18 protein-coding genes are annotated in these 21,824 nt (G+C 57.6%); 12 read left to right on the top strand and 6 right to left on the bottom strand.

Annotated features, from left to right (window positions below; all coding sequences use genetic code 11):
* The first annotated feature begins 1 nt into the window (after position 1).
* Together A6F49_RS04870 and A6F49_RS04865 are read left to right on the top strand one after the other, a co-directional pair.
* Complete coding sequence (locus A6F49_RS04870; protein WP_043057193.1) at positions 2–991, top strand: aliphatic sulfonate ABC transporter substrate-binding protein; 990 nt, start codon at positions 2–4, stop codon at positions 989–991.
* A gap of 3 nt (positions 992–994) precedes the next feature.
* Complete coding sequence (locus tag A6F49_RS04865) at positions 995–1,867, top strand: ABC transporter permease (RefSeq protein WP_043057194.1); 873 nt, start codon at positions 995–997, stop codon at positions 1,865–1,867.
* On the opposite strand, the gene A6F49_RS04860 is transcribed toward A6F49_RS04865, so the two are convergent.
* The 4 genes from A6F49_RS04860 to A6F49_RS04845 form a co-directional block, all read right to left on the bottom strand.
* The gene (locus A6F49_RS04860; RefSeq protein ID WP_043057195.1) at positions 1,864–2,808 is read right to left on the bottom strand and encodes a cation diffusion facilitator family transporter; all 945 of its coding nucleotides are present in this window, start codon (positions 2,806–2,808) and stop codon (positions 1,864–1,866) included. The genes A6F49_RS04865 and A6F49_RS04860 overlap by 4 nt on opposite strands.
* Before the next feature lie 94 nt (positions 2,809–2,902).
* Positions 2,903–4,156: an MFS transporter gene (locus tag A6F49_RS04855; RefSeq protein ID WP_043057196.1), complete on the bottom strand. Its 1,254-nt coding sequence runs from the start codon at positions 4,154–4,156 to the stop codon at positions 2,903–2,905.
* A 278-nt stretch (positions 4,157–4,434) separates the two neighbouring features.
* The gene (locus tag A6F49_RS04850) at positions 4,435–5,646 is read right to left on the bottom strand and encodes a cytochrome P450 (RefSeq protein ID WP_052504736.1); all 1,212 of its coding nucleotides are present in this window, start codon (positions 5,644–5,646) and stop codon (positions 4,435–4,437) included.
* 119 nt (positions 5,647–5,765) lie between these two features.
* A complete protein-coding gene (locus A6F49_RS04845; RefSeq protein ID WP_043057197.1) occupies positions 5,766–6,671 on the bottom strand; it encodes a LysR family transcriptional regulator in 906 nt (301 codons plus the stop codon).
* 262 nt (positions 6,672–6,933) lie between these two features.
* Here A6F49_RS04845 and A6F49_RS04840 point away from each other — a divergent pair, with 262 nt between their 5' ends.
* The 7 genes from A6F49_RS04840 to A6F49_RS04810 all read left to right on the top strand — a co-directional run bounded on the left by A6F49_RS04840 (position 6,934) and on the right by A6F49_RS04810 (position 14,342).
* Positions 6,934–7,911 (top strand): ABC transporter substrate-binding protein, encoded by a 978-nt coding sequence (locus A6F49_RS04840; protein ID WP_043057198.1) that lies wholly within the window; start codon positions 6,934–6,936, stop codon positions 7,909–7,911.
* Positions 7,912–8,097: 186 nt separating this feature from the next.
* Positions 8,098–8,841, top strand: a complete 744-nt coding sequence (locus A6F49_RS04835; RefSeq protein ID WP_052504737.1) for a GntR family transcriptional regulator — start codon at positions 8,098–8,100, stop codon at positions 8,839–8,841.
* A 236-nt stretch (positions 8,842–9,077) separates the two neighbouring features.
* On the top strand, positions 9,078–10,076 hold the full coding sequence (locus A6F49_RS04830; RefSeq protein WP_043057200.1) for a phosphotriesterase family protein: 999 nt from the start codon (positions 9,078–9,080) through the stop codon (positions 10,074–10,076).
* Between the two features lie 30 nt (positions 10,077–10,106).
* Positions 10,107–11,060: a phosphotriesterase family protein gene (locus A6F49_RS04825; protein ID WP_043057201.1), complete on the top strand. Its 954-nt coding sequence runs from the start codon at positions 10,107–10,109 to the stop codon at positions 11,058–11,060.
* A gap of 49 nt (positions 11,061–11,109) precedes the next feature.
* Positions 11,110–12,033: an alpha/beta hydrolase gene (locus A6F49_RS04820; protein WP_043057202.1), complete on the top strand. Its 924-nt coding sequence runs from the start codon at positions 11,110–11,112 to the stop codon at positions 12,031–12,033.
* A 204-nt stretch (positions 12,034–12,237) separates the two neighbouring features.
* Complete coding sequence (locus A6F49_RS04815) at positions 12,238–13,350, top strand: FAD-dependent monooxygenase (RefSeq protein WP_043057203.1); 1,113 nt, start codon at positions 12,238–12,240, stop codon at positions 13,348–13,350.
* A 23-nt stretch (positions 13,351–13,373) separates the two neighbouring features.
* Positions 13,374–14,342 (top strand): helix-turn-helix domain-containing protein, encoded by a 969-nt coding sequence (locus A6F49_RS04810; protein WP_052504738.1) that lies wholly within the window; start codon positions 13,374–13,376, stop codon positions 14,340–14,342.
* Here A6F49_RS04810 and A6F49_RS04805 read toward each other — a convergent pair.
* Together A6F49_RS04805 and A6F49_RS04800 are read right to left on the bottom strand one after the other, a co-directional pair.
* The gene (locus A6F49_RS04805; protein WP_052504739.1) at positions 14,301–16,142 is read right to left on the bottom strand and encodes an FAD-dependent oxidoreductase; all 1,842 of its coding nucleotides are present in this window, start codon (positions 16,140–16,142) and stop codon (positions 14,301–14,303) included. The genes A6F49_RS04810 and A6F49_RS04805 overlap by 42 nt on opposite strands.
* 78 nt (positions 16,143–16,220) lie before the next feature.
* Positions 16,221–17,162, bottom strand: coding sequence for an MBL fold metallo-hydrolase (locus A6F49_RS04800; protein ID WP_043057204.1), 942 nt, complete (start codon positions 17,160–17,162; stop codon positions 16,221–16,223).
* Between the two features lie 133 nt (positions 17,163–17,295).
* On the opposite strand from A6F49_RS04800, the gene A6F49_RS04795 reads away from it, so the two are divergent.
* The 3 genes from A6F49_RS04795 to A6F49_RS04785 are packed head-to-tail and all read left to right on the top strand — an operon-like array spanning position 17,296 to position 21,820.
* Positions 17,296–19,020, top strand: coding sequence for a CocE/NonD family hydrolase (locus tag A6F49_RS04795; RefSeq protein WP_067605606.1), 1,725 nt, complete (start codon positions 17,296–17,298; stop codon positions 19,018–19,020).
* Between the two features lie 29 nt (positions 19,021–19,049).
* Entirely contained in the window at positions 19,050–20,516 is a 1,467-nt protein-coding gene (locus A6F49_RS04790; RefSeq protein WP_327019938.1) for an FAD-dependent monooxygenase, read from the top strand.
* 50 nt (positions 20,517–20,566) lie between these two features.
* A complete protein-coding gene (locus A6F49_RS04785; RefSeq protein ID WP_043057207.1) occupies positions 20,567–21,820 on the top strand; it encodes a type III PLP-dependent enzyme domain-containing protein in 1,254 nt (417 codons plus the stop codon).
* The last annotated feature ends 4 nt before the right edge of the window (positions 21,821–21,824 follow it).

Below are 21,824 nucleotides of genomic sequence, written 5' to 3'. Positions count from 1 at the left end.
CATGTCATTTCCACGTAAAGCGCTCACCGCAACCATCCTGGCTTCAGCCCTGGCACTGACCGCCTGCGCCGGAGAAAATGCCGACGCCGATACCACGTCCAGTGCCGCCGAAACGCTTCGTATTGACTACGCAACCTACAACCCGCTGTCACTGATCATCAAAGATCAGGGTTGGTTAGAAGAAGAACTCGATGGCGAGGTCGAATGGGTGTTCTCGGCCGGTTCGAATAAGGCCAATGAAAACCTGCGTGCCAACGCAATCGACGTCGGCTCCACCGCCGGATCCGCAGCCCTACTGGCCCGCTCCACCGGCACCCCAATCCAAACCATCAGCGTGGTCGGCAACGTCGAATGGACCGCACTGGTTGTCCCACAGGATTCCGATATCGAATCCGTGGAAGACCTCGCCGGCCGCTCGGTGGCCGCCACCCGTGGCACCGACCCGTACTTCTTCTTAGTCCAAGCCGTTGAAGAAGCCGGCCTGGAGCTGTCCGAGGTTGAGGTTCAAAACGTTCAACACGCAGATGGCTTCACCGCCCTGAACAACGGTTCGGTAGATGCCTGGTCCGGGCTGGATCCCATCATGGCCGGTGGCGAAGCCGACACCGAATTCCTCTACCGCAACGTGGATCTCAACACCTATTCCTTCCTCAACGCGACCGAAGAGTTCATCGAAGCATCCCCCGAAGTCGCCCAAACAGTTGTCGACACCTACGAGCGCGCTCGCGCTTGGGCCCTGGAAAACCCCGAAGAAACCGCCCAGCTGCTAGCCGATGAAGCCGATATCGAACTCGACGTCGCCAGCATTGTGATCCAAGAGCGCTCCGGTTTCGACATCAGCCCGGTCCCCGGCGAAGAACAAGCCGGTGTGCTGGCCAATATCGCACCGATCTTTGTCACCTCGGGCGACGTCGACGCACAAGAAGACGTCGACGCCGCCCTGGAAACACTCTTTGCCCCACAGTTCGCCGAACAAGCCAGTGCGGAGTAACCCATGACGACCACTGACACGACACCCATCGCTTCGGCCCCGCTAGAACTGGCCGAAGTCCGACTCACCGGCGGTATTCCACCGCGTGCACCATCGGATCGTACCGACAAATCCCGAATCCTTGATCGCAAAGGCGTCAAACCGGCCGTCGGATTCCTGGTCCCCATCGTGCTCTTGGTTGCCTGGTGGGCGGTCACTGCCGCCGAAATCTTCACCGCCGTCCAACTGCCACCACCGGCAGCCGTCTTCGAAGCCGCCGTCGGACTCATCCAACGCGGCGACCTCTGGATGCACATCGGCATCTCGGTCCAACGCGTGCTCATTGGGTTCGGCATCGGTGCGGTACTGGGCATGATCTTCGGTGCCATCCTGGGCCTGTCCCGCTGGGCCGACGCCCTGCTGACTCCCCTGTTGGGCGCACTGCGCGCCGTACCATCCCTGGCCTGGGTTCCGCTGCTCATCCTATGGATGCAAATCGGCGAAGACTCCAAAGTCACACTGATCGCCATTGGCGCGTTCTTCCCGGTATTTACCACACTGTATGCGGGGCTGCAGCACGTGGACCCGCATCTGGTCGAAGCCGGCCGTGCTTTCGGGTATAAAGGTTTCCGCCTGTTCAAAACCGTTCAGCTGCCCGCCGTCGTCCCATCCATTTTCTCGGGGCTGCGCCTGGCACTGGCCCAAGCCTGGCTGTTCCTGGTCGCCGCAGAGCTCATCGCGTCCTCGATGGGACTTGGGTTCCTGCTAACGGACTCGCAAAATAATGGACGCACCGACCGGCTGATCCTGGCGATCATCCTGTTGGCTGTCCTCGGCAAAATCACCGACACCCTGTTGGGTCTGGCCGAGAAACGGGCCATCGCTCGCTGGACCTAAATTCCCTTATCTTCGTAGGAACGCGGATCCTCTTTCGGCTCGATATGCATACTGACGCGCAGATCAGGATACTCCCGCAATAGCGCATCGGTGATGTCTTCAGCAAGGTCGTGACCGCGCTTGACGCTCCAGTGGCCGGGCACCAGCAGGTGCATTTCCATAAACCTGCGGTGTCCGGCCTCACGCGTCCTAAAGGCATGGTAGGTGATGTGCTCGGAGGTAAAGCGTTGGATAATGCTCACGATGCGGGCGTTATCTTCCGCCGGCAGGGACGCATCCATCAGCCCGGCGCTAGAGGCACGGATCAAACCCCACCCGGTATACAGAATGTTCAGCCCGACCAGGAAACCAACGATCGGGTCTAATCGCTCCCAGCCGGTAATCCACACCAGCAGCACGCCCACGACGACGCCCACCGAGGTCCACACGTCGGTCAATAAATGTTTCCCGTCGGCGGTCAACGTGATCGACCGGTGTTTCTTACCGGCGCGCAACAGCACCCAGGCGACCGAGCCGTTGAGCACCGAGGCCACGACCGACACCAGGAGTCCGATGCCCACATTTTGCAGTGGCTGGGGATCAAGGAACCGTTGGACGGAGGCCATCAGGATGGCTGCCGCTGCCGCGAAAATCATGAGCCCTTCGGCCGCTGCGGCGAAATACTCGGCCTTGCTGTGGCCGTAGTTGTGGTTGCGGTCCGGGGGTTTGAGTGAAACTTTCAGCGCAACGAGTGCCACAATGGCCGCGACCAGGTTGACCAGTGACTCGGCTGCATCCGAGAGCAGTCCGACCGAACCGGTTAACCACCAGGCGATTCCCTTAAGGAGGATGGTGGCAATCGCCGCACCGATCGACAACCAGGCAAAACGGGTGAGATCCTCCGGTTGCGGATGCCGGGTGCTCACGGTGGGTTTTTCCGGCTTCGGGGATGTCTCGGCCATGAGCCCAAGCTTAGCAATCGCAGACAAATGACGACGCCGCCCGGAATGTTCCGAACGGCGTCGTCATCAGGTTTTACCACGCGCTGGCGGTGAATTAACCGTTAGCCACCACGGCTTTGTTTGCGGCAGCTTTCACGCGGCTTGGCGCGGTTTCTTTCAGGAACAGCGCAATCAGGGTTGCGACCAGGGCGCCACCACTGCTGACGATCAGGGCGATGGGCAGACCGAACTGGTCAGCCAGGGCACCGGTGATCATCGGGTTGAGGAAGCCACCGATGATTTCGCCTATACCCACGGGCAGCCCCACGGCCAAACCGGCCATCAATGGACTGACCGATTCAGCAGGAATAACGGACATGGCCAGGCCACCGGCGCCCATACCTGCTGCCAACAGGAAGATGGTTGGTGCCATAACGACTGGGTTGTCGATGACCAGAACGCTCAGTGGGGCCAGTACGGACAGGAAACCGAAGCCAATTGCAGCTGGTTTGCGTCCGATCCGGTCAGAGATCAGTGGAACAACAAAACCCCACACTGCGGTGCCGAGCCCGAAGGCGGCCATGATGTAGCTCATGGTGGTTGGGCTAAAGCCTTTCATGCCGACCAGGTAGACCGGGCCGAAGACCTGGAAGGAGATCAGGTAGACCATGAAACCGCTGAACATGACGATCGATAGGATGATGTTGCGGTTCTTCAGCACCTCGAGCAGCTGGCCCTTTGGTTTTGGCTTGGCTTCGCCCGCGGTTTCTTCTTCGCTGACGAGCTTGGGCTCGCGCATGATCTTGAAGACGAACAGTGCGATGACCAGACCGGGCAGGACGGTGAAGAAGAAAGCGGTTCGCCAGTCAAATGCGGTGGCGATGGCGACGATCACCAGGGGTGCCAGGATGCTGCCAAATAGCCCATTTGCGGTGTTCATGGTGAACCCAAGGTTGAATCCACGACGGCGCTCGGACGATTCCATGGCCAGGACCGACTGGGTCACCGGGACGATTGGGCCTTCGAAGGCACCCATTAATAGACGCAGGCTGAGCAGCATCATGAAGGTGCCGACAAAGCCCTGGAAGAACGAGGCCACGGAGAAGGCCACGATCAGCACAACCAGGTAGATCCGCTTGGATTTCACCTTGTCTGACAGTCGTCCACCCACGATTGAGCCCAGGGCCCAGGTCAGTGAGACGGCAGCGGCCAGTAAACCGATGTCGGCATTATTGAGGTTGAGGTCTTCTTGGATGAACGGCATCAGGTAGTTGATGATGAGCCGGTCGAAAAAGACGATACCGATGACGAAGAAAAACATCGTCGTTAACTTATTTTCATAAGTCCAAAATTTCTTGCGTGCAGCCATGACATGGACGCCTTTCAAGGGAGCTTTCAAGGAGAGTGGAATGAACGTGCAGGAAACATCACTGCCACCTGTGAGTCGTCTCACTTAGGTGATAATATGTCATAACGTTATACCAAAGTCAATGGAGCAAGAAATCTTTCTCTTGTGTCATCGAAGCCACTCCACCCTGACAAGGGCTGGCCGTCGGGAATCGAGCTCGCATAATCCTGACGAACCTCGGCGACCGCAGCCATGGGCAACCTGTCACCGATATAGAGCAACGACCGATCGTCCAGACGCTAAGCGCGGATAACGGTAGTCAATTCAATGGATGCATAGGGTCGGGTGATGTTGCTCAGTTTGCGCTGGACTTCGCCCACACCAAATGATTCGACCTCGTTGATCCATGCCGTCAGGATCGACTGCATTTCCATCCTGGCCAGACCCTGTCCGGCGCAGGTGTGGATTCCGTAGCCAAATGACAGCTGATCGACCGGGTTTCGTGTGACATCGAACTGTTCAGGGTTAACATACTGACGTGGATCGCGATTACCCGAAGCCAACATCAACACCGCGTGCGAATCGGCGGGAATCGTCACGTCGCCGATAGTGAGGTCTCGTGTCACACGACGCCCCACCATCGGGATGGCGGGTTTCAGGCGGAGCACTTCCGAAAGCGCCGAGGGGATCAGCTCAGGATGCTGCCGAAGGTGGGAATATTGTGCCGGGGACTCCCCCAGGAGCAACAGTGCATTGGCAATGGTGGTGATCGTTGTATCCATGCCCGCAATAATGAGCTGTTCGATCAAGATCGAGCGGTTTTCATAGGGAATGTCCCCGCGGTCTGCAGCTGCAAAGATTGCACGTCCCAGGCTTCCCTCACGCAGGTCATCGGCGACCAAAACGCCGCGGGTCCATTGATACAAGCCGCCGGCGATCGGCAATCCCTCCTCGGCTCGGGCATTCATTGGACCTTGGGCGTTGAGCGCCGCCTCGCCCCAGGTGAGCAGCATTTCTCGTTGTTCACCCTGGATACCGATGAGGTCAACGACAATGGAGACCACGAAATCGCGAGCAACGTCCTCGACACATTCGATGCGCTCCTGGGTGAGCACTCTTTGGACATGGTGTTGCGCCGCCTCTTCCATGCGGCTTCGCATGCCGCGGAGCGCCCGAGGCGTGAGATTTTCCGTTAGCACGGCACGCAGATCGTGATGGTTCGGCGGATCTGTGGCTATCGTGGTGCCTTGCATGATTTTATTCATGGTGTCATTGAACGCGACCCATTGCGATGAGAAGTCTTCAGGATTGGCAAGCGCGGCTCGCACGTCGTCATAGCGGGTAATGGCCCACAAGTTATTGCGGGGAAGGTGGATGACCGAGGCCAGCTCGCGCAGAGAATCTGCCACGGGTTGAGTATCGAGTAACACCTCGTCTGCAAACAGATCCAAGTCGACTTCAACGGCACCTAGCGGGTGACGGGATGGTTGTACCACCGGAATAAACGTCATGAGCCCTCACTTCGACCAAAAAGTTGCATACCTCACAGTCAAGTCCCACGACGCCTGAACGGCAAATGAAATCCATCGATGTCGCGCATGAGCCAGGATCATGCATGACACTGGCGCCCTTACTGCACCACGTCGGCCAGTAGCATTTCGAACCACCGTTGAAAAGCGGGATCCTGCCGCCATGGGTTCCAGACAACATCAACACTCAACGCTCCCAAATCGAACGGGAATGGAACTGACCAGACCGCTAGCCCTTCAGGCAACTGCTTCAATGGTGCACTTCGATGGATGGCCACATACCGCGTGCCTGCCACCAGTTCCGGGACCAGCAGGGGATCCTGAACTCGAACCCGAATGTCACTGCGGATGCCGTGAGTTCGCAGCATTTCGTAGGGCAGCGAAATCGCCCCTGACTCGAACATGACATGGGGTCGAGTCGCCAGCAGCTCCAACACGGTAGCTTGAGTTAATTCTGGGGTTCCTGCGATCACTACCCAGGCATCCTGATAGAGCACTTTGCGAGGATGTTGCGTCGGGTAGATCGAGGAGAGCAGTTGGACATCAACGGCTTCGCGCGCGAAATGTCCTTCGGGTCCGTCGAGTGCGACGGCTATCTTGACCTTCAGGTTTGGTGCCTGGCGTTCTATCGAGGAGAGCAGTCGTCTACCAACCACCCTGGCCGTACTGCTGGTCATAGCGACAGTAACCGTCCGGTCATCGGAGGCCGGGTCAAAGCTGGATTCGGCAAACAGCGCTTCTGTTTGCTCCAGAATATTTCGCAGTGGTCCTTGGAGCTCTTCGGCGCGTCGAGTCAGTTGGTAGTGGTTCCCCTGTCGGATCAGCAGCGGATCCTGCAGCAATTTCCGCAGTCGCTTCAGTGTGTGGCTCATAGCCGATTGCGAGACATTCATACGTTGCGCAGCTTGCGTTACGGAGGCTTCTTCCACGATGGCCTGCAGCGCCACAAGCAAGTTCAGATCTAGCGACCCCAGATGTAATCGGGCAGAACGTCGGGCATCTGACATAAGGGCTCTCCAAAATACAAAGTAACGCGACACCGCCAGAATGAGTCCAGACGAGCGACGAGAAGTATTTTTCGCTCATCTCTAGACACTTTGGCATATCTTTATTACATTGTACGCATCACGTGATTCATGTCACCCTTTTATCGGGGGCGGCATTGTCACGAGTGGCCAAAGCCGTGCAATTTCAGAATATTTATCGACTTTTGTTTGTCTGGCCGTTCCTAACTTTGATGCTTCACTCGAACATCCCTCGGAGGTTATCTTGACCCGAAAATCACTCTCGCTCCTGGCTACAGCAGCTATTGCTGCTCTAGCACTATCTGCATGCGGAGATTCCGGCGACACCGCGGAATCATCACCAGAAGAAACTGGTGAACTGCGCACCGTTAACATTGGTCTCATGCCAATCGCGCCTTCAGTTGCCGTGGAATACGGCATCCAGAAAGGCATCTTCGAAGAACACGGATTCGAACTCAACGTCAACCCTGGCGCCTCTGGCGCCGCAAGCCTTCCCGCAGTGGTAGCAGGCCAGCTCGACTTCGACATCGGCAACCCCATGTCGGTAGCCATCGCCAATGACCAGGGAATGGACATCCGCATCGCAGCGGGCTTCAGCAACGCGATACCTGAAGGTGATGATATCGCCGGCATTATCGTGCGAGCCGATTCAGGCATCGAAACGTATGCCGACCTGGAGGGCAAGACCACCGCCGTTGTCAGCCTCCAGGGGCACAACACTCTCACCACGCAAGATGTGGCTGAAAAAGACGGCGCCGATCCAGAAGGACTGGACTTCACCGAACTACAATTTGGCGACATGACCGCACAGCTCGAACAGGGCAACGTGGATGCCGCGTTTATGCCAGAACCATTTCTGAGTCGTGCTCTGAGCGATCCTGCAAACGAATTGCTCGGTTACAACTTTCAAGACTCGATTCCAGGATTACCCACACTGGTTACCTACACCTCCGGTGAACTCATCGAAAAGGACCCTGAACTCGTCAAAGACTTCCAAGTCGCTATGGAGGACGTCTTGACGCAGGCTCAGGAGAATAAGGATGAAGCCCTGGCCATGTTGACCGACTTCATTGATGTTCCACCAGAAGCCGCCGCGAACATGCGCATTGAGGACTGGGACGCCGAGATCAAACGTGACGAAATCGACCAGCTCAATGAGCTTGCGCTCAAACATGACTATATTCAGAATCCAATCGACCCCGAAGGTTTCTACTACGAATAAAAAACACCTGCACTGATGTCTTCAGGGGGCAAGTGGAAACACTTGCCCCCTGAATGCTTCTGTGCACTATCAGCTTGAACCGTGCACTGTACCCGCATTCCAACACACCGTGTATTCAAGAAACACGGCAAGCTGCAGTAACTTATAGTCAATACTTGAATACTCGGCCCGGAAGGATCTATGGCAATGCCCAGCAGTGAAATCGACACCGGCACAGGTGTCCCGATCTATCGCCAGATTAAAGATCTCCTGCGCGATGAGATTCTCAGTGGGCAAATTGCTCATGACCGTCCTATTACCGAGGCGCAGTTGTTGGAACGCTTCGGTGTTTCTCGGGCCCCCATTCGTCAAGCCCTGAAAGAGCTCAGCACCGAAGGTTTCGTCTATCGTCAGCAGGGGCGAGGAACTTTCCCTGTCCCCGGGGCGAGGGTGGAGCGCCCTTCTGACGTACGTTCGGGTGGACTCTATGAGTACCTGTCCGAGGCAGGCCTGAACCCGTCTTCCACCGTGACGGACCCCGTCAAAGTCGTAGCCCCCGATCATGTGCGCCGAGAACTCAAAGCAGCAAAAGACGAGCCGCTCTTACACTTCACTCGCCAGATTGCTGCTGGCGGCGCCCCAGTCGCTGAGCTGATGGTGTATGTCCGCGTGCCTTCAGACTTCAACCCCACGAAAGAAGAGCTGGAAACCTCGGGGTCTGCTTTTACCCTGCTCGACCAGCACTACGGCCTACTGCTGGAAAGGGTTGAACACGCTGCCTACGCCAGCGCAGCAACTGCCGAACAGGCAGCCACGCTCCAAGTTGAAGAAGGCAGCCCCCTGTTTGTCCTGGAATCAATCTTCTATATCACCGGTGGAGTGCCAACGGGTTGGCGCTATGCGATTCATAAGGCAGACGACTTTAAGTATCGCTTCTCAGTTCACCACTAATTTTTCTAATCGTTCAGCCACCCGCTTGTGACAGCCTGCAATACCGCACCGTCCTTGACTTTGGTATGACAATATGCGAAAGTATGGGATGGTAAGCCGCGTCACAGGCCGCTGTGGTGGCTACTGCAGAAATGAGTTTTTTGGCACGGTTAAAGTTGCCAATGCTCTTTTGCACAAACGTCGGGGTCGAATCTTTGTGATCGACCCTCAGCATCGAAGACGAAAGGTCCTGTTTCATGTCAGACCAGCCGCATACCGCAGGGAATACGGTCAATACCGTTCTCGGTCCAGTACCTGCCGAGGAACTCGGAATCATCGCCACGCACGAGGCACTCTTGTCCGTCTACCCAGGCGCCGAACACGCTCCAGATGTCACCATCGATCGGGCGGAAATCTTTGACACGCTCAAAGAAAAAATCCTAGATTTCAAAGCTCACGGTGGCGGCACCATTGTGGACGCCATTGGCATGTACCACGGCCGTGACGTCAGCCTCTATGAAGCTCTGGCCAAAGCCACCGGCGTGCATATCGTCGCTTCGACCGGGATGGGCCCGGAACGTATGCTCGGTGGCTACTTCTTGACCCCACAAACGAACCCGCCAACGCCATGGCCGGCTGAGAAATTCGAAAAACTTTTCACGGCTGAAGTTGTCGAAGGCATGGTCCGTCCGCGCGTTGATCGCCGTGGTCCCGCAGGGATGGTCGTCGCACTGGCCGATCGCAGTGGCATGACGCCTACCGAAGAGGGCTTGTTCCGCGGCGCGGCTCGCACCGCCAAGACCACCGGTGTCCCCATGTCTATTCGCTTCGGTGCTGATGCCGTGGCAGATCTTGATGTAGCGCTCGATGAGGGCCTGACCGCTGACCGCATCATGGTAGGCGATTTAGATCGGGTAGACGCTTTCGAAGCCGGCGCTGCACTTGAGGTCGCCAAGAAGGGCGCCTTTGTTGGAATCGACCATGTCGGGCTCAACGACAACTCCGACTACATCTCGGATGACCAGCGTGTACAGCTGATACTGGAACTGATCGAAGCCGGCTACAATCAGCAGATCATTTTGTCTACTTCGGCCATTGGTGTCGCTAAAGGTCACGAACCATACGATCTACCGTATGCACACGTCATTACTACCTTCCTCCCGTTCGCAAAGTCTAAGGGTCTAACCGACGAGGCTGCGACGCAAATCCTGGAACACAACCCCCGCGTGCTGCTTGCTGGCGGCTCCGCCAACTAGTCCGGCAACAAGAATTTTGAGGTGAACTAAATGTCAAAGGTCAATACAGTACTCGGCCCCGTTCCGGCAGAAGAACTCGACATCGTCGCAATTCACGAGCACATCGGTTACGGCATGCCCGGCTCTGAGCTCGATACCCAATGGTGGAAAACTCCAGAGCAGGCATACGAGGAAACTGTTCCAAAGCTGCGGGCATTCCGTGAATACGGCGGTCGCACGTTTGTTGAAGCAACCGGCATCTGCAATGGTCGCGACGTGGACTACTACAAATCGCTGTCTGCCACGACCGGCGTCCACATTGTCGCTTGCACCGGCTTCGTCGGCGGCAACACCGCTCTGCCATACTTCGCCGAAGCCTCCGTGGATTACCTCACCAAACTGTTTATTCACGAAATCACCGTGGGCATTGGCAATACCGGCGCTAAAGCAGGCGTTATCAAAGTTGGCGTCTCCCGCGGTGGCCGCATGACCGAATTGGATAAGAAAATCTACCGGGCAGCCGCTCGCGCTGCAAGCCAGACCGGTGTGGCCATCCTGACCCACCTGGCGATTGATCCAGAACCTGCCATCGCGATCTTCAACGAAGAAGGCATGGACCTTGACCGGGTGTTGTTCGGTCACGCGGACGACGGTCCGAACGCACCCATCACACCACACCAGCGCATCCTGGATGCTGGCGGCCGTCTCGGATTCGACACCTTTGGGTACGAGACCGAACTGCCCGACCCACCGTTCTGGGCGCGTCCACGCAAGGAACGCTTCGATCACTTCATGTCGATCGTCAACGACGGCCACCTCGACAAGCTGTTGGCCTCGGCAGACGCCAACTGCTCGCCGCTGGGCTGGCCGGGCGTCAAGGGACACACGGTCAACTACATTTTTGAACAGCTGATCCCTGACCTGCGCGAGGCCGGAATGCCGCAGAGTGACATTGACCGTCTCTTTGTTCACAATCCTGCGCAGTTCCTGGCTATCCAAAACTAGGCTGAGGATCAGCCCCGCCCGACGTAGCCATCGTGAAAGGATTACGCCTATGGCACTTCACCCTGATATTGCCGCATTCATTGCGACCCTGCCCCCAAGCGACCACTCCGGCGTCGACAAAGACGCCTGGCGTAGTGGTGAGGAAGGCCGGGTGCCAGCAGTAGAAGACCGCACCCCGCAGCTAGCCGAGGTGCGCGACGAGACCGTCGCCACAGACCAAGGCGAAGTACCGGTGCGGATCTATACGCCAACCGCCCAGGACACTTATGGAGTGCTGGTGTATTTCCACGGTGGCGCGTTCTTCTCCGGCTCACTGGACACCCATGACCAGGTAGCCCGTCTGTTAGCAGAGCAGTCGAACTACAAGGTTGTCTCTGTCGGGTACCGTCGCGCTCCAGAACATGCCTATCCAGCTGGATTGACCGACTGCTATGCGGTGGTTCGTTGGGTGGAGGACAACGGTGAGGCGCTGAACTGGAATCAACAGCAGCTAGCACTTGCCGGGGATAGTTCTGGCGCAAACTTTGTTGCTGCTGTGACCGCAATGGCCCACGATGATGGCTTCGATGCCATCACCCACCAGGTGTTGATGTACCCATCGGTGGACTTGGACTTCGATGCACAGCGTTATGCGTCGCTGGTCGAAAACGCCACCGGCTACGGACTTGAGACCGAAGGACTTCTGCCCCACAACCAGTTCTACCTGGATTCGGGGGCGGATCCAGCAGACCCACTGGTTTCCCCCATCAAGCGCCAAGATCTCACGGGGTTGCCAAAGGCGCTAATCATCACAGCACAGTACGATCCGCTGCGGGATGAAGGTGAAGCCTATGGTGCTCGTCTTCAGGAAGCCGGCGTGGAGACCACAGTGATCCGGTGGGACGGCGCCAATCACGGCTTTATGCAGAACTTCGCGTGGATTCCGGAGATGCGTCAAGCCTACGAAACGGTCGGGAAGTTCCTCAATAATTAGCCGTTTTCACATCACAATGGCGGGGCTTGTACCCCGCCATTGTGATGCAGGACTCCACAAATTACCACTTTAGTATTACAATATACAAAACAAGGGAATTGAGACCCGCGTCATGCGCGCAGGTTATCGACCTCACTCCCGCATATTGCAAGCCGTCGGCAGCACCAGTCTCCGTCGGAGGATTCAAACCGAAAGAGAATCAACATGAAACCGTCTGAACTCAAAGATTTGCGCATCGCCATCGTCGGTGGCGGCTACGGCGGTGCAGCCGCTGCAAAAGCCTTGCAGAACATCGGTGCCGAAAATGTTCACGTGTACGAACAGGCCACAAAACTGACTCAGATCGGAGCGGGTATCGGCCTGCGTCCAGCTTCGATGGATCTGTTCCGCCAGTGGGGCATTTTCGATACGATCGCTGCGGTCTCGACTCCTTCGGATCAGCTGAACATCCTCAGCGCCGATGGCAAAACCGTCATCGCCCAGGAACCCTGGCCCGGCCTGAACGACTACGAAGTCAAAACCCACTGCCACCTGATCCACCGCGGTGACTTCATTGACGCGCTGCTGTCGACCCTGCCAGAGGGCATGGTCCACATCGACCATAAGCTCGTAAAGATTGAAGACAAGGGCAACGAAGCCGAACTAACGTTCGAAAACGGCAACGTCGTGACCGCTGATGTCGTCATCGGTGCTGACGGTATTCGTTCGACCGTGCGCAAGCAGCTGTTCACCGACGCCGAACCAGTGTTCTCCGGCGAGCACGCTTACCGCGCCGTGATCTCCATGGATGACTCGCTGGGTCTAGCGCCAGACAACAATCCACGGTTCTACATGGGCGACGACGGCACAGTTGCTTACAACCTGCCACTGCGCACCCGCAACGAACTGTCCTATGACATCACCGCCAAATCTGATGACGCTTCCTGGGCTCCAGATGTCACCATCGACGACATTGTCGCAACGATTGAAGGCTTCGAAGAGCGCATCGTAGAGATTGCCAAGAACCTGGACATCACCAAGGTCACCTCGCGCGCAGTCTTTGATATCGACCCGGTCGACACTTGGCACTCCGACTGTGTCGCACTGCTGGGCGACTCCGCCCACGCCATGCTTCACCATCAGGGTCAGGGCGCAAACTCTGCTATCCAAGACGCCGGTGGTCTGGCCGATGCTTTCGCCAACGAAGCGACAGTCGCCGAAGCTCTGGCAGCGTACCAAGCAGAGCGTAAACCCATCACCGACCACCTGCAGAAAATCTCGCGTCAGGGTTGGGCTGCCCACAGCGTTGAGTCTGCATTCCCGGGCCAGGACAAATAAGTCCGTAACCCCATGGTGATGTCGTGAAGACTCGACCAACACGTCTGACAGCGCAGGCTCCGCTCTTGGGGCCTGCGCTGCTGCATTGGGGCCACTTTGCCGGCCCCGAAGGCACCGTCGCCGCCGGGCAATGGATCCGTTCGGATGCCCAATTACTCCGCGGCCAAAACGATAGCCTTGGCCTTGATCTGCTGCAGGTGGAACGCCCGGGCCTACAGGTCCACCGCACCGCCGATCACATTGCACAGACGGCCCAGACCGCTCATATCATCGTTATTCAATTGGAAGGCCACAGCCTGCTGCATGCTGGTGATCGGGAGGACCCCATCGAATTAGGCCCGGGTAGCGTCAGTTATGGCAACCCCAAAGTGCCATATCGCTGGGAATTCACCGAGCCCATGACCCTGATGATGTTGCGTTCCACCGCCGCGTCGATGCCACTGGCCCCAACCGTGCTTCGGCCACTCATCGGACAGCCCTTTGATGCAACCTCCGGGTATGCTCAGCTCACGGTCGATATGGCTCGGCGCGTTCTCACCGACGACCAGCTATTGTCCGGATCTACAGGACCCCGAATACTCAACGATGTCGCCAGCATGTTTGCGACCATGTTGACCACGGCCCTTGACCAAGTAGAAAGCGCTCAGGACCCTGCCCTCGGCCAACCAGCGTTGCGTCGGGTCATGGACTATATCGAAAGCCATTTGCACACTGACTTGCGAGTAGCGCACATCGCTGAAGCACTTGGCATGTCGCCGCGTTATATCCAATCCTTATTTCAAGGCCAACAACTCTCGGTTTCCGAATGGATCCGACGGCGACGGCTCGAGACGATCCGTAATGCGCTCGTCGACCCGGCGTGGGCACACGCGGATATCTTCGATATTGCCTATGCCCACGGGTTCAGTGATCATTCGCACTTCAGCCGGGTCTTCAAAGCACAATTTGGTCTAACGCCCAGCCAATGGCGTCAAGACAACCTCATCATCTAACTGCGCATTCTCACGGTCCAGCACTGTCAGCATGGCCTGATAGAGCACGTTGACAGGGTCATCTGCTAGCTGTTGAACCCGCATCGCGATGTGTTGATCTGGACGAACCAACAAGCAACCATCTTCGTGAATGTCACTACGGCGACCGAAATCCCCATAGAGATCCTGCACGTCCCCGGCGTGACCAATTTTCACGGTTGCGATCTGAATGCCCAGCTTGGTAGATACTACCGCGGCGGCATCGATCCACTCCTGGCCACGATCACGTACCAACAGTGTGAAGCGCTCCTGTCCTACCAGATCCAGCGTGGAGACGGTCTTGGTCGCGTCACCAATCCAGGCGTGTGGGATGCGGGCCCCCGGATGCGAAGTCGGTTGGATATACAGTTGCGGATCGCGCTGGTAGACCAGTTCTGTTCCGTCGTCGATGACGGCATCAGAAGTATAGACCTGATTCATTTCCACGCCGTGGGCTTCGAAAATGTAGGATTCCTCATCCAGGACCGTCCGCAGGTGCGCGCGGCGCTGTTGACCGGCTTCGGAGTCTTCAGCAAGCTGGGCAAAATCGGCTTCGCGTTGTTCATAGGAATTCGTTGGTATTAACCCAAGAGCTGGAATTAAACCAGTACCAAGCTTCCAGGAATCCACTGCACGGTTGACGACCTGGGAACCGACCGGCTGTCGCTCTGTGCTATAGGACTTCAACAGGCCGGGTCCCGCATAGCCTTTCAGCACGTATGCCAGCTTCCAGGCAATGTTGAATGCATCTTGGATGCAGGTATTGGCTCCTAGCCCATTGGTTGGCGGATGACGGTGTGCCGCATCCCCGGCCAAGAATACCCGGTCATAGTCATAGCGTTCGGCAACCAGGCGGTTAATCCGCCATGGAAACAGCCCCTTGATCGTAATTTCGACGGAATCATCACCGATGGCCCGTTGCAGTTCGGCCTTTGCGGTCTCCGGGGTGAGGCTTTGTTGGTTCTTGCCCAGATAGACCAGCGAAGCGGACCACTCGGTCCACGGATGCACCATGCGAATCATCGCACGAGTTGGGCCCTCTGGACGGTTTTGAATAATTTCATACAGGGACCCTGGGCGGTGGGCGACCAAGTGGGTCAGATCGGCGGTGAAGCTGATGTTAAACGCATCGGCGAGCCCGGATTCGCCCTCAAAGGTGGCACCAACAGCTTTAGCCACCGGGCTGCGGCCGCCGTCAGCGGCCACCACGTATTGTGCGCGCAGGGTCTCAGCTTTGCCGGTGAGTCCGTCGACAACGTGAACGTCCACGCCGTCGTCGTCTTGATCGAGGCTGACAAATGACGTCTGGAACCGAATGCGAGCGCCCAACCGTGCCGCTTCACCTAACAGGATGGGTTCCAGGCGATCCTGCGGGATGTCACAGCCCTGCATCGGGCTGGCGGTGAGGTATTCGCCTTGCCGCGCAGGGTTATTGCCCCACGACCAGGCGCGCCCAAGTTCCGGACCGTTGAAGGCGGTGGCCACAACTTGGGAAGCCATGTATTCACGGGGAGCGGCTTTTTGCTTGACCTGGTCTTCCACACCGATGGCACGCAGCACCTCCATGGTGCGTTGGTTGGTGATGTGGGCGCGGGGCGAATCGGCAACCCAGGTCTCGCGAGTAATCACGGTGACCTGGATGCCGTGCCGTGCGAGCATGAGCGCGGTGCTGACACCGGTTGGGCCGGAGCCGATGACGATGACGTCATGGTGGGCTGCTTGACCTTCGATATGTTGGGTGGCGGACGACCAGGATTCACGGGTGAGATTGTCTTTTTTCATACTCTTATCGTGACATGGCGCACATTTGCCGGTTAGTCTATTTGCGCACCGTCGTTGGTCAATCCGCGCACCGAGGTGTTAGTGCTCGAAGATAGTCCGGTAGCCGTGCAACGAGGTGAAAAATGGTGCTGGCTCGCGGGTCGGGTCCCCCGTATAACCAATGGTCTGAGCGACATGATCAAACGGCGAGTACACGGTGCCGGTGTCGCTAAGGCCGGCATCCACGGCTTGTTGTGCCGCAGCGCGTACCCGGGCTTCGATCTCCAAAGATTCATTCAGCGCAGCCTGGGTTTCTTCGGCATTCAACTCCACCCCATAGGGTTCGCCAGCTGTGGTGCGGTACGGGTGGCCCAGATACAGGTTGGTGGGTTTGACCTCGTCGACGAGGTATTCCAGCGAGGCGCGGTATGTGTCGGGGTCCTCAAAACCTGGGAACCCATTGGCGGCGCCATGCACCTGGACAGAGTCGCCGACAAACACGGACCCTTGACCGAGCACTTCATAGGCGACGGAACCGGCGGTATGCCCCGGAATGTGGTGCACCTTTACTTGCACTCCCCCAAGGTCTAGCGTCTCTCCACCGTGAACAATGACGTCTGGTTCCATTTCACCGGAGATCGCAGCCTGGGCGTTGGATTCTTGTTCTTGGCGGGCGTTGGGATTGTCAATATAGCTGTCGCGGGCGGCGAAGTACTGGTCGACATGGTGCTGACGCGAACGCAAATATGGTGCATCGGCTTCGTGAATCACGACCTTGGCCTGACGCCCGGTCATCTCCCACAGTTCGTAGGCTCCCCCGAGGTGATCGATGTGACCGTGGGTCAACAAAATCCAGCGAACATCTTCAATGTTCTTGCCGAGTTTTTCCAGCTCCGGCTTCATGCCATCGGTTGGCGAACCGGTCACACCCGTATCCACGATGGCTGGCTCTGGTGCATCAATGAAGAAACTGTAGAGCCCAAAGCGCCCCCACGGGGAAACGAGGGGATGAATTGCGACTGGCGAGGTAGTATCGCTCATGCCTACTCCTTACTCAATTAGTTGAATTAGCACTCACGTCCTTGCCGGAGCACCTTTATTATAATAATATGTTGTTGATCACAAGGTGTACATACCCGAGCCCTCGGGACCTCGACATTAAGGAGATGATCTGATGTCGCATACCACTACCTGGACAGCAGGCAGTCAACAAATCAGAATCGAAAAGGACTTGCAGGTCCCGATGCGCGACGGCGTCAAACTTGCAGCCGACACCTACCGCGGCATGGACGACAAACCGCGTCCGGCGCTTGTGGCCCTGAGCCCCTACGGCAAAGAGCTGCAAGCCATGGCTTTGACGATGCCGCCGCAACGTCGCCCCTCGCCAATGTGGGATGGCTGTATCGAAGCCGGCGACATCGCCAAGATCGTCCAAGAAGACTACGTCCATGTTGTTGGGGACATTCGCGGTTCGGGTGATTCCGAAGGTGAACACATCGGCAACTATAACGCCGGTGGCGTCTCCCTGGGCCAAGACGCCTACGATTTCATCGAATGGGTCGCTGCTCAACCATGGTGTGACGGCAATGTGGGCATGGTCGGCATCTCCTACTTCGGGTCCATGTCAGTGCTGGCAGCAGCAGAGCGCCCACCAAGCCTGAAAGCAATCTTTGTTTCCGGTGGCCATTATGACTTCTATGAAACCACCTATCACGGCGGCATCATGTGGCTCATGCCGCGAGCTGCTCGTGAAGGCCGCGGTGGTGACTCCGGTTGGGCATTCACCGACCGCATCAAGTCCCGCATGCTGGAAGAATACTCGGAAGCCGAGCTGAAAGAGCTCGTCGCAGAGCGGCTGAAAGATCCGGATATTGCCGCCTGGCCAAACATGGTCCACACGCTGAACTATCCAAAACACCACGAAGCCTGGTTCGACATCATCATGAACGATCTCGACGGCGAATGGTACGAAGAGCGCAACCCGATCAACCTGGCCGACAACATCGATATCCCGGTCTGGTTGCAGATCGACAACGGCCGCGGATGGACCATCGACGGCACCATCGAGTTGTACAACAAACTCAAAGGACCAAAGAAACTCGACATTGGTCCTTCCCCGCCGATGCAGTCGCGTCCCTGGATTGAAGAACACGACAAGATGTTCCGGTGGTATGACTACTGGATCAAGGGCATCGACAACGGCGTCATGGACGAACCTGCGGTCACCGTCCACGTTGAAGGTAGCCACGAAACTTCCACCGGCAATCAGTACCCGACCAAGGACACCGAATACCGTCCACTGTATTTGCGTCCGCGGCACAAGTTGTCGGAAGAACCAGAACTAATGGGTTCAGAGCATGCGGCTCCGGATGGTTTCTTCCAAGCACCGCTGACCGTCACCGATACCGTGCACAACATCCGGTGGGAAACCGCACCATTTGCCGAAGACACCGAAATGATGGGCACCGGGGCTGCGCACATCTTCGCAGAAATCGACCAGGATGACACCAACTTCATCATGCGTCTCTGGGATGCCGCACCAAACGGTTCCCGCCAGCTCATCACCACCGGCTTTTTGAAAGCCTCCCAGCGTGAACTCGATGAAGAACGCACCACCGAGGGCAACCCGTATCACCCACACACCCGCAAGGTACCGGTCGAGCCCGGCACGATCAATGAATACGTGCTGCGCCTCTATCCGTTTGCCAATACGTTCAAACCCGGCCACAAACTGGTTGTTGAACTATCGAATAACGAACCCATGGAAGACGAGCACAATGCGCTGCTGCCACCAGATGCGTTCCACCTGCCGGTGGGTCGTCCGGTGACGCACAAGATCTACCGCGATGCCGAACACCCATCCCGGTTGGTCCTGCCATTTGTAAAGTCCAGCAACTAGTCAACGCCTGGTGATGGGCGGGCCGAACGATTACATTCGTTCGGCCCGCCCATATACTTTTAATCATGACTGCCCCGACCCAATCCCCTGACGTACTGGTCGTGGGTGCTGGACCCACGGGCCTGACCGCAGCCCTTGCGGCCGCCCAATTGGGGCTGCGCGTGAGAATTATCGATCAACGGCTCGAGCGCGCCAGATACTCAAAAGCGCTGGTCACCCATGCCCGCACCATGGAAATCTTCGAGTCGCTTGGCATCGCCGACGACGTCCTCGCGGCCGCAAGCCAACTCGAGGCTCTGAACCTGCGCGGCTCCTTCGGTGTCCACGGTCGCATCGTGCTCGACAAACTCGACTGGGGTGATACCGCATACCCGCACTGGCTGATCATCCCCCAATACGAAGTGGAAAACCTGTTAGAAAAGGCCCTGACCCGCCAGCAAGTCGCCGTAGAATGGGGTACCGAGCTCACCGGACTGCAGCGGTCAGCTTCGTCGGTGACCGCGGCAGTATCGACACAAGATCAACCGCAGACCATCACAGCGTCGTGGATTGTGGGTGCCGACGGCGGTCACAGCACGGTGCGCGCGAACATCGAGTCCAAATTCAAACGTGCTGAATCCCAGGCACCGTTCATTCTTGCGGATGCTTATACCACCGCCCACCTACCGGATCGCGAAGCCCAGGTCTCCCTCGCCCCGGAAGGTTTCCTGCTGTTGATCCCATTACCGACACACGGATTATGGCGCATCGTCGCGCATCTGCCGTATCAATCTGAAGATTGGGCAGAACCCATCACCCCCGAACTCCTGGATGGGCTCATTGCCTCACGTGCCCGTATTCACTTTGGTGCACACGAGATTGCATGGACCTCGCGATTTTCGCCGTCCTACGGCATTGCTTCACCGCTGCGCTCGGGCAGGGCTTTTCTCGCCGGCGACGCCGCCCATGTGCACAGCCCCGTCGGCGGACAAGGCATGAACTTTGGGGTCCACGATGCGCATAACCTGATCTGGAAGCTCGCGCTGGCCAACAAATTGCAGCCCAAACAAGCCGCGAGACTGCTTGACAGCTACGAAGCCGAGCGCCGTCCGGTCATCGAACGCATGGTGGCTCGGGTGCAACGGATCACCACCCTGGTCACGGATTCCCGCCGCGCCGGCCGACGCGTCTTGGGCACTGCCGCGCCCACGCTGTTGCCGCACACTGGCGCCCGACAAATCCTGGGCCAAACCATGGCCGGACTCAATATCGCCTACCAGCACGGACCCCTGGTCCTGGGCCGCGACAAACTCTCCGGCAAGCGCGCAGCCAGCAACATCAGCAAACACCAGTCGCCCGGCACCTGGTATTGGCATACTGACAACCACGGCATCCAACTGATTCGGCCTGACGGCGTCGTCGCCGTGTCCGGGGCGACACGCCGCGAGGTCGATACGCGTATTCGACGCAACAGCTTGCTCAAAGCCATTCTTGACGTCGTGGAACCGACACGTTGAGCGGTGCGACAATCGCTAACGTGTCCTACCTGTGCGCGTAGGATCGTGCCATGGCTTCTTTCGGATCTCGCATCACAACCCAGCGGTTGACCGCTGTGAAACGGCTCGCCCCGGCGCTGACGGATGCCACACCGGTGCTGGGTGTGGTCGATTACAACATCCTGGATCAACTCATCCAACTGGTACACGACACGTATGCCGAAGACTGGTTTCAGCCCGCAGTTTCCGTCGGCACCATGGCGCTACCCGGTGTGCTCGAGCATTTTCGCGCCCGCGGCATCGGCGTGCAAACCCGTACGGCCGTCGAACTTGAGATTGCCCGCCACAGTGGCTATTCCCTCCACGAAATCGTCCATAACGCCCCGGTAAAAACGCCCTCGCAGCTGCAGGAACTCACTGATGCTGCCCTGAGCTTTAGCATCAGTAATTTTGCCGAATTGACTCGCGTGGATGAATTACTGCGTGACGCCGCAGACTACGACGGCGCCATTGGGCTGCAGGTCACCCCGCAGGCTTCAGCCGATGACAACGCCACCACATTCGCCCACGTGGGCATTGGGCTGCGCGATCACCGCAAAGACCTCATTGAAGTCTTCCTCGAACGCCCGTGGCTCACCCAACTGCATGTCAGCTTTGACACCCCGCCCACCACGCTGCAACAGACGGCAGAACAAGTTGCCGCGGTCTATCAGTTCGCCGAAGATATTGAACATGCTGTGGGCGGTCCACGCATCCGGGGCTTGCATTTCAGTGCCGGAGACGCCGTGCAACAGACCACCGATGACTGCGATCCGGTGTTGGATAATCACCGGTTTGTCCACCAGGCGATGATTCCGGATCTGATACGTGGCAAATACGATTTCACGATAGATTTCAGCGGGTTTCTGACGTCTCAAGCCGGGATGATCTTGGCGCGCGTGGAATATACCAAGGACCTAGACGGACGGATGATCGCCGTCGTCCATGCTGATGCCCAACCGCACCCAGACATGACACGCGTTGTGGTCTTCGACGATGACGGCCACCCGAAAGACGATTTCCAGCAGTATTACTATGACGTTGCTGGACCCAACGGCCTGGTAGCCCAGAGCGTGCCACTGCCCGCGGTCAAAGAGGGCGATACGCTAGCAATACTTGATGTCGGTGCCTCAACTTTTGGCGCGCGGGCAGGCTTTAGCGCACCCGTTTACGGCATCCGTGCGGATGGGTTATTAACCGAATCCAGTGTGCTGGCCCCCGGTCATTCCGTGCGTGACCTGGCCAAAGCCGCCGGGATTTACCAGCCCGAAAAACTGCTGCATTAAGTCT

This window comes from Enteractinococcus helveticum (assembly GCF_001657475.1).
Classification (GTDB): domain Bacteria; phylum Actinomycetota; class Actinomycetes; order Actinomycetales; family Micrococcaceae; genus Yaniella; species Yaniella helvetica.
The sequence above is the reverse complement of the archived record's forward strand: the minus strand, read 5'-3'. Positions and strand labels throughout refer to the sequence as shown.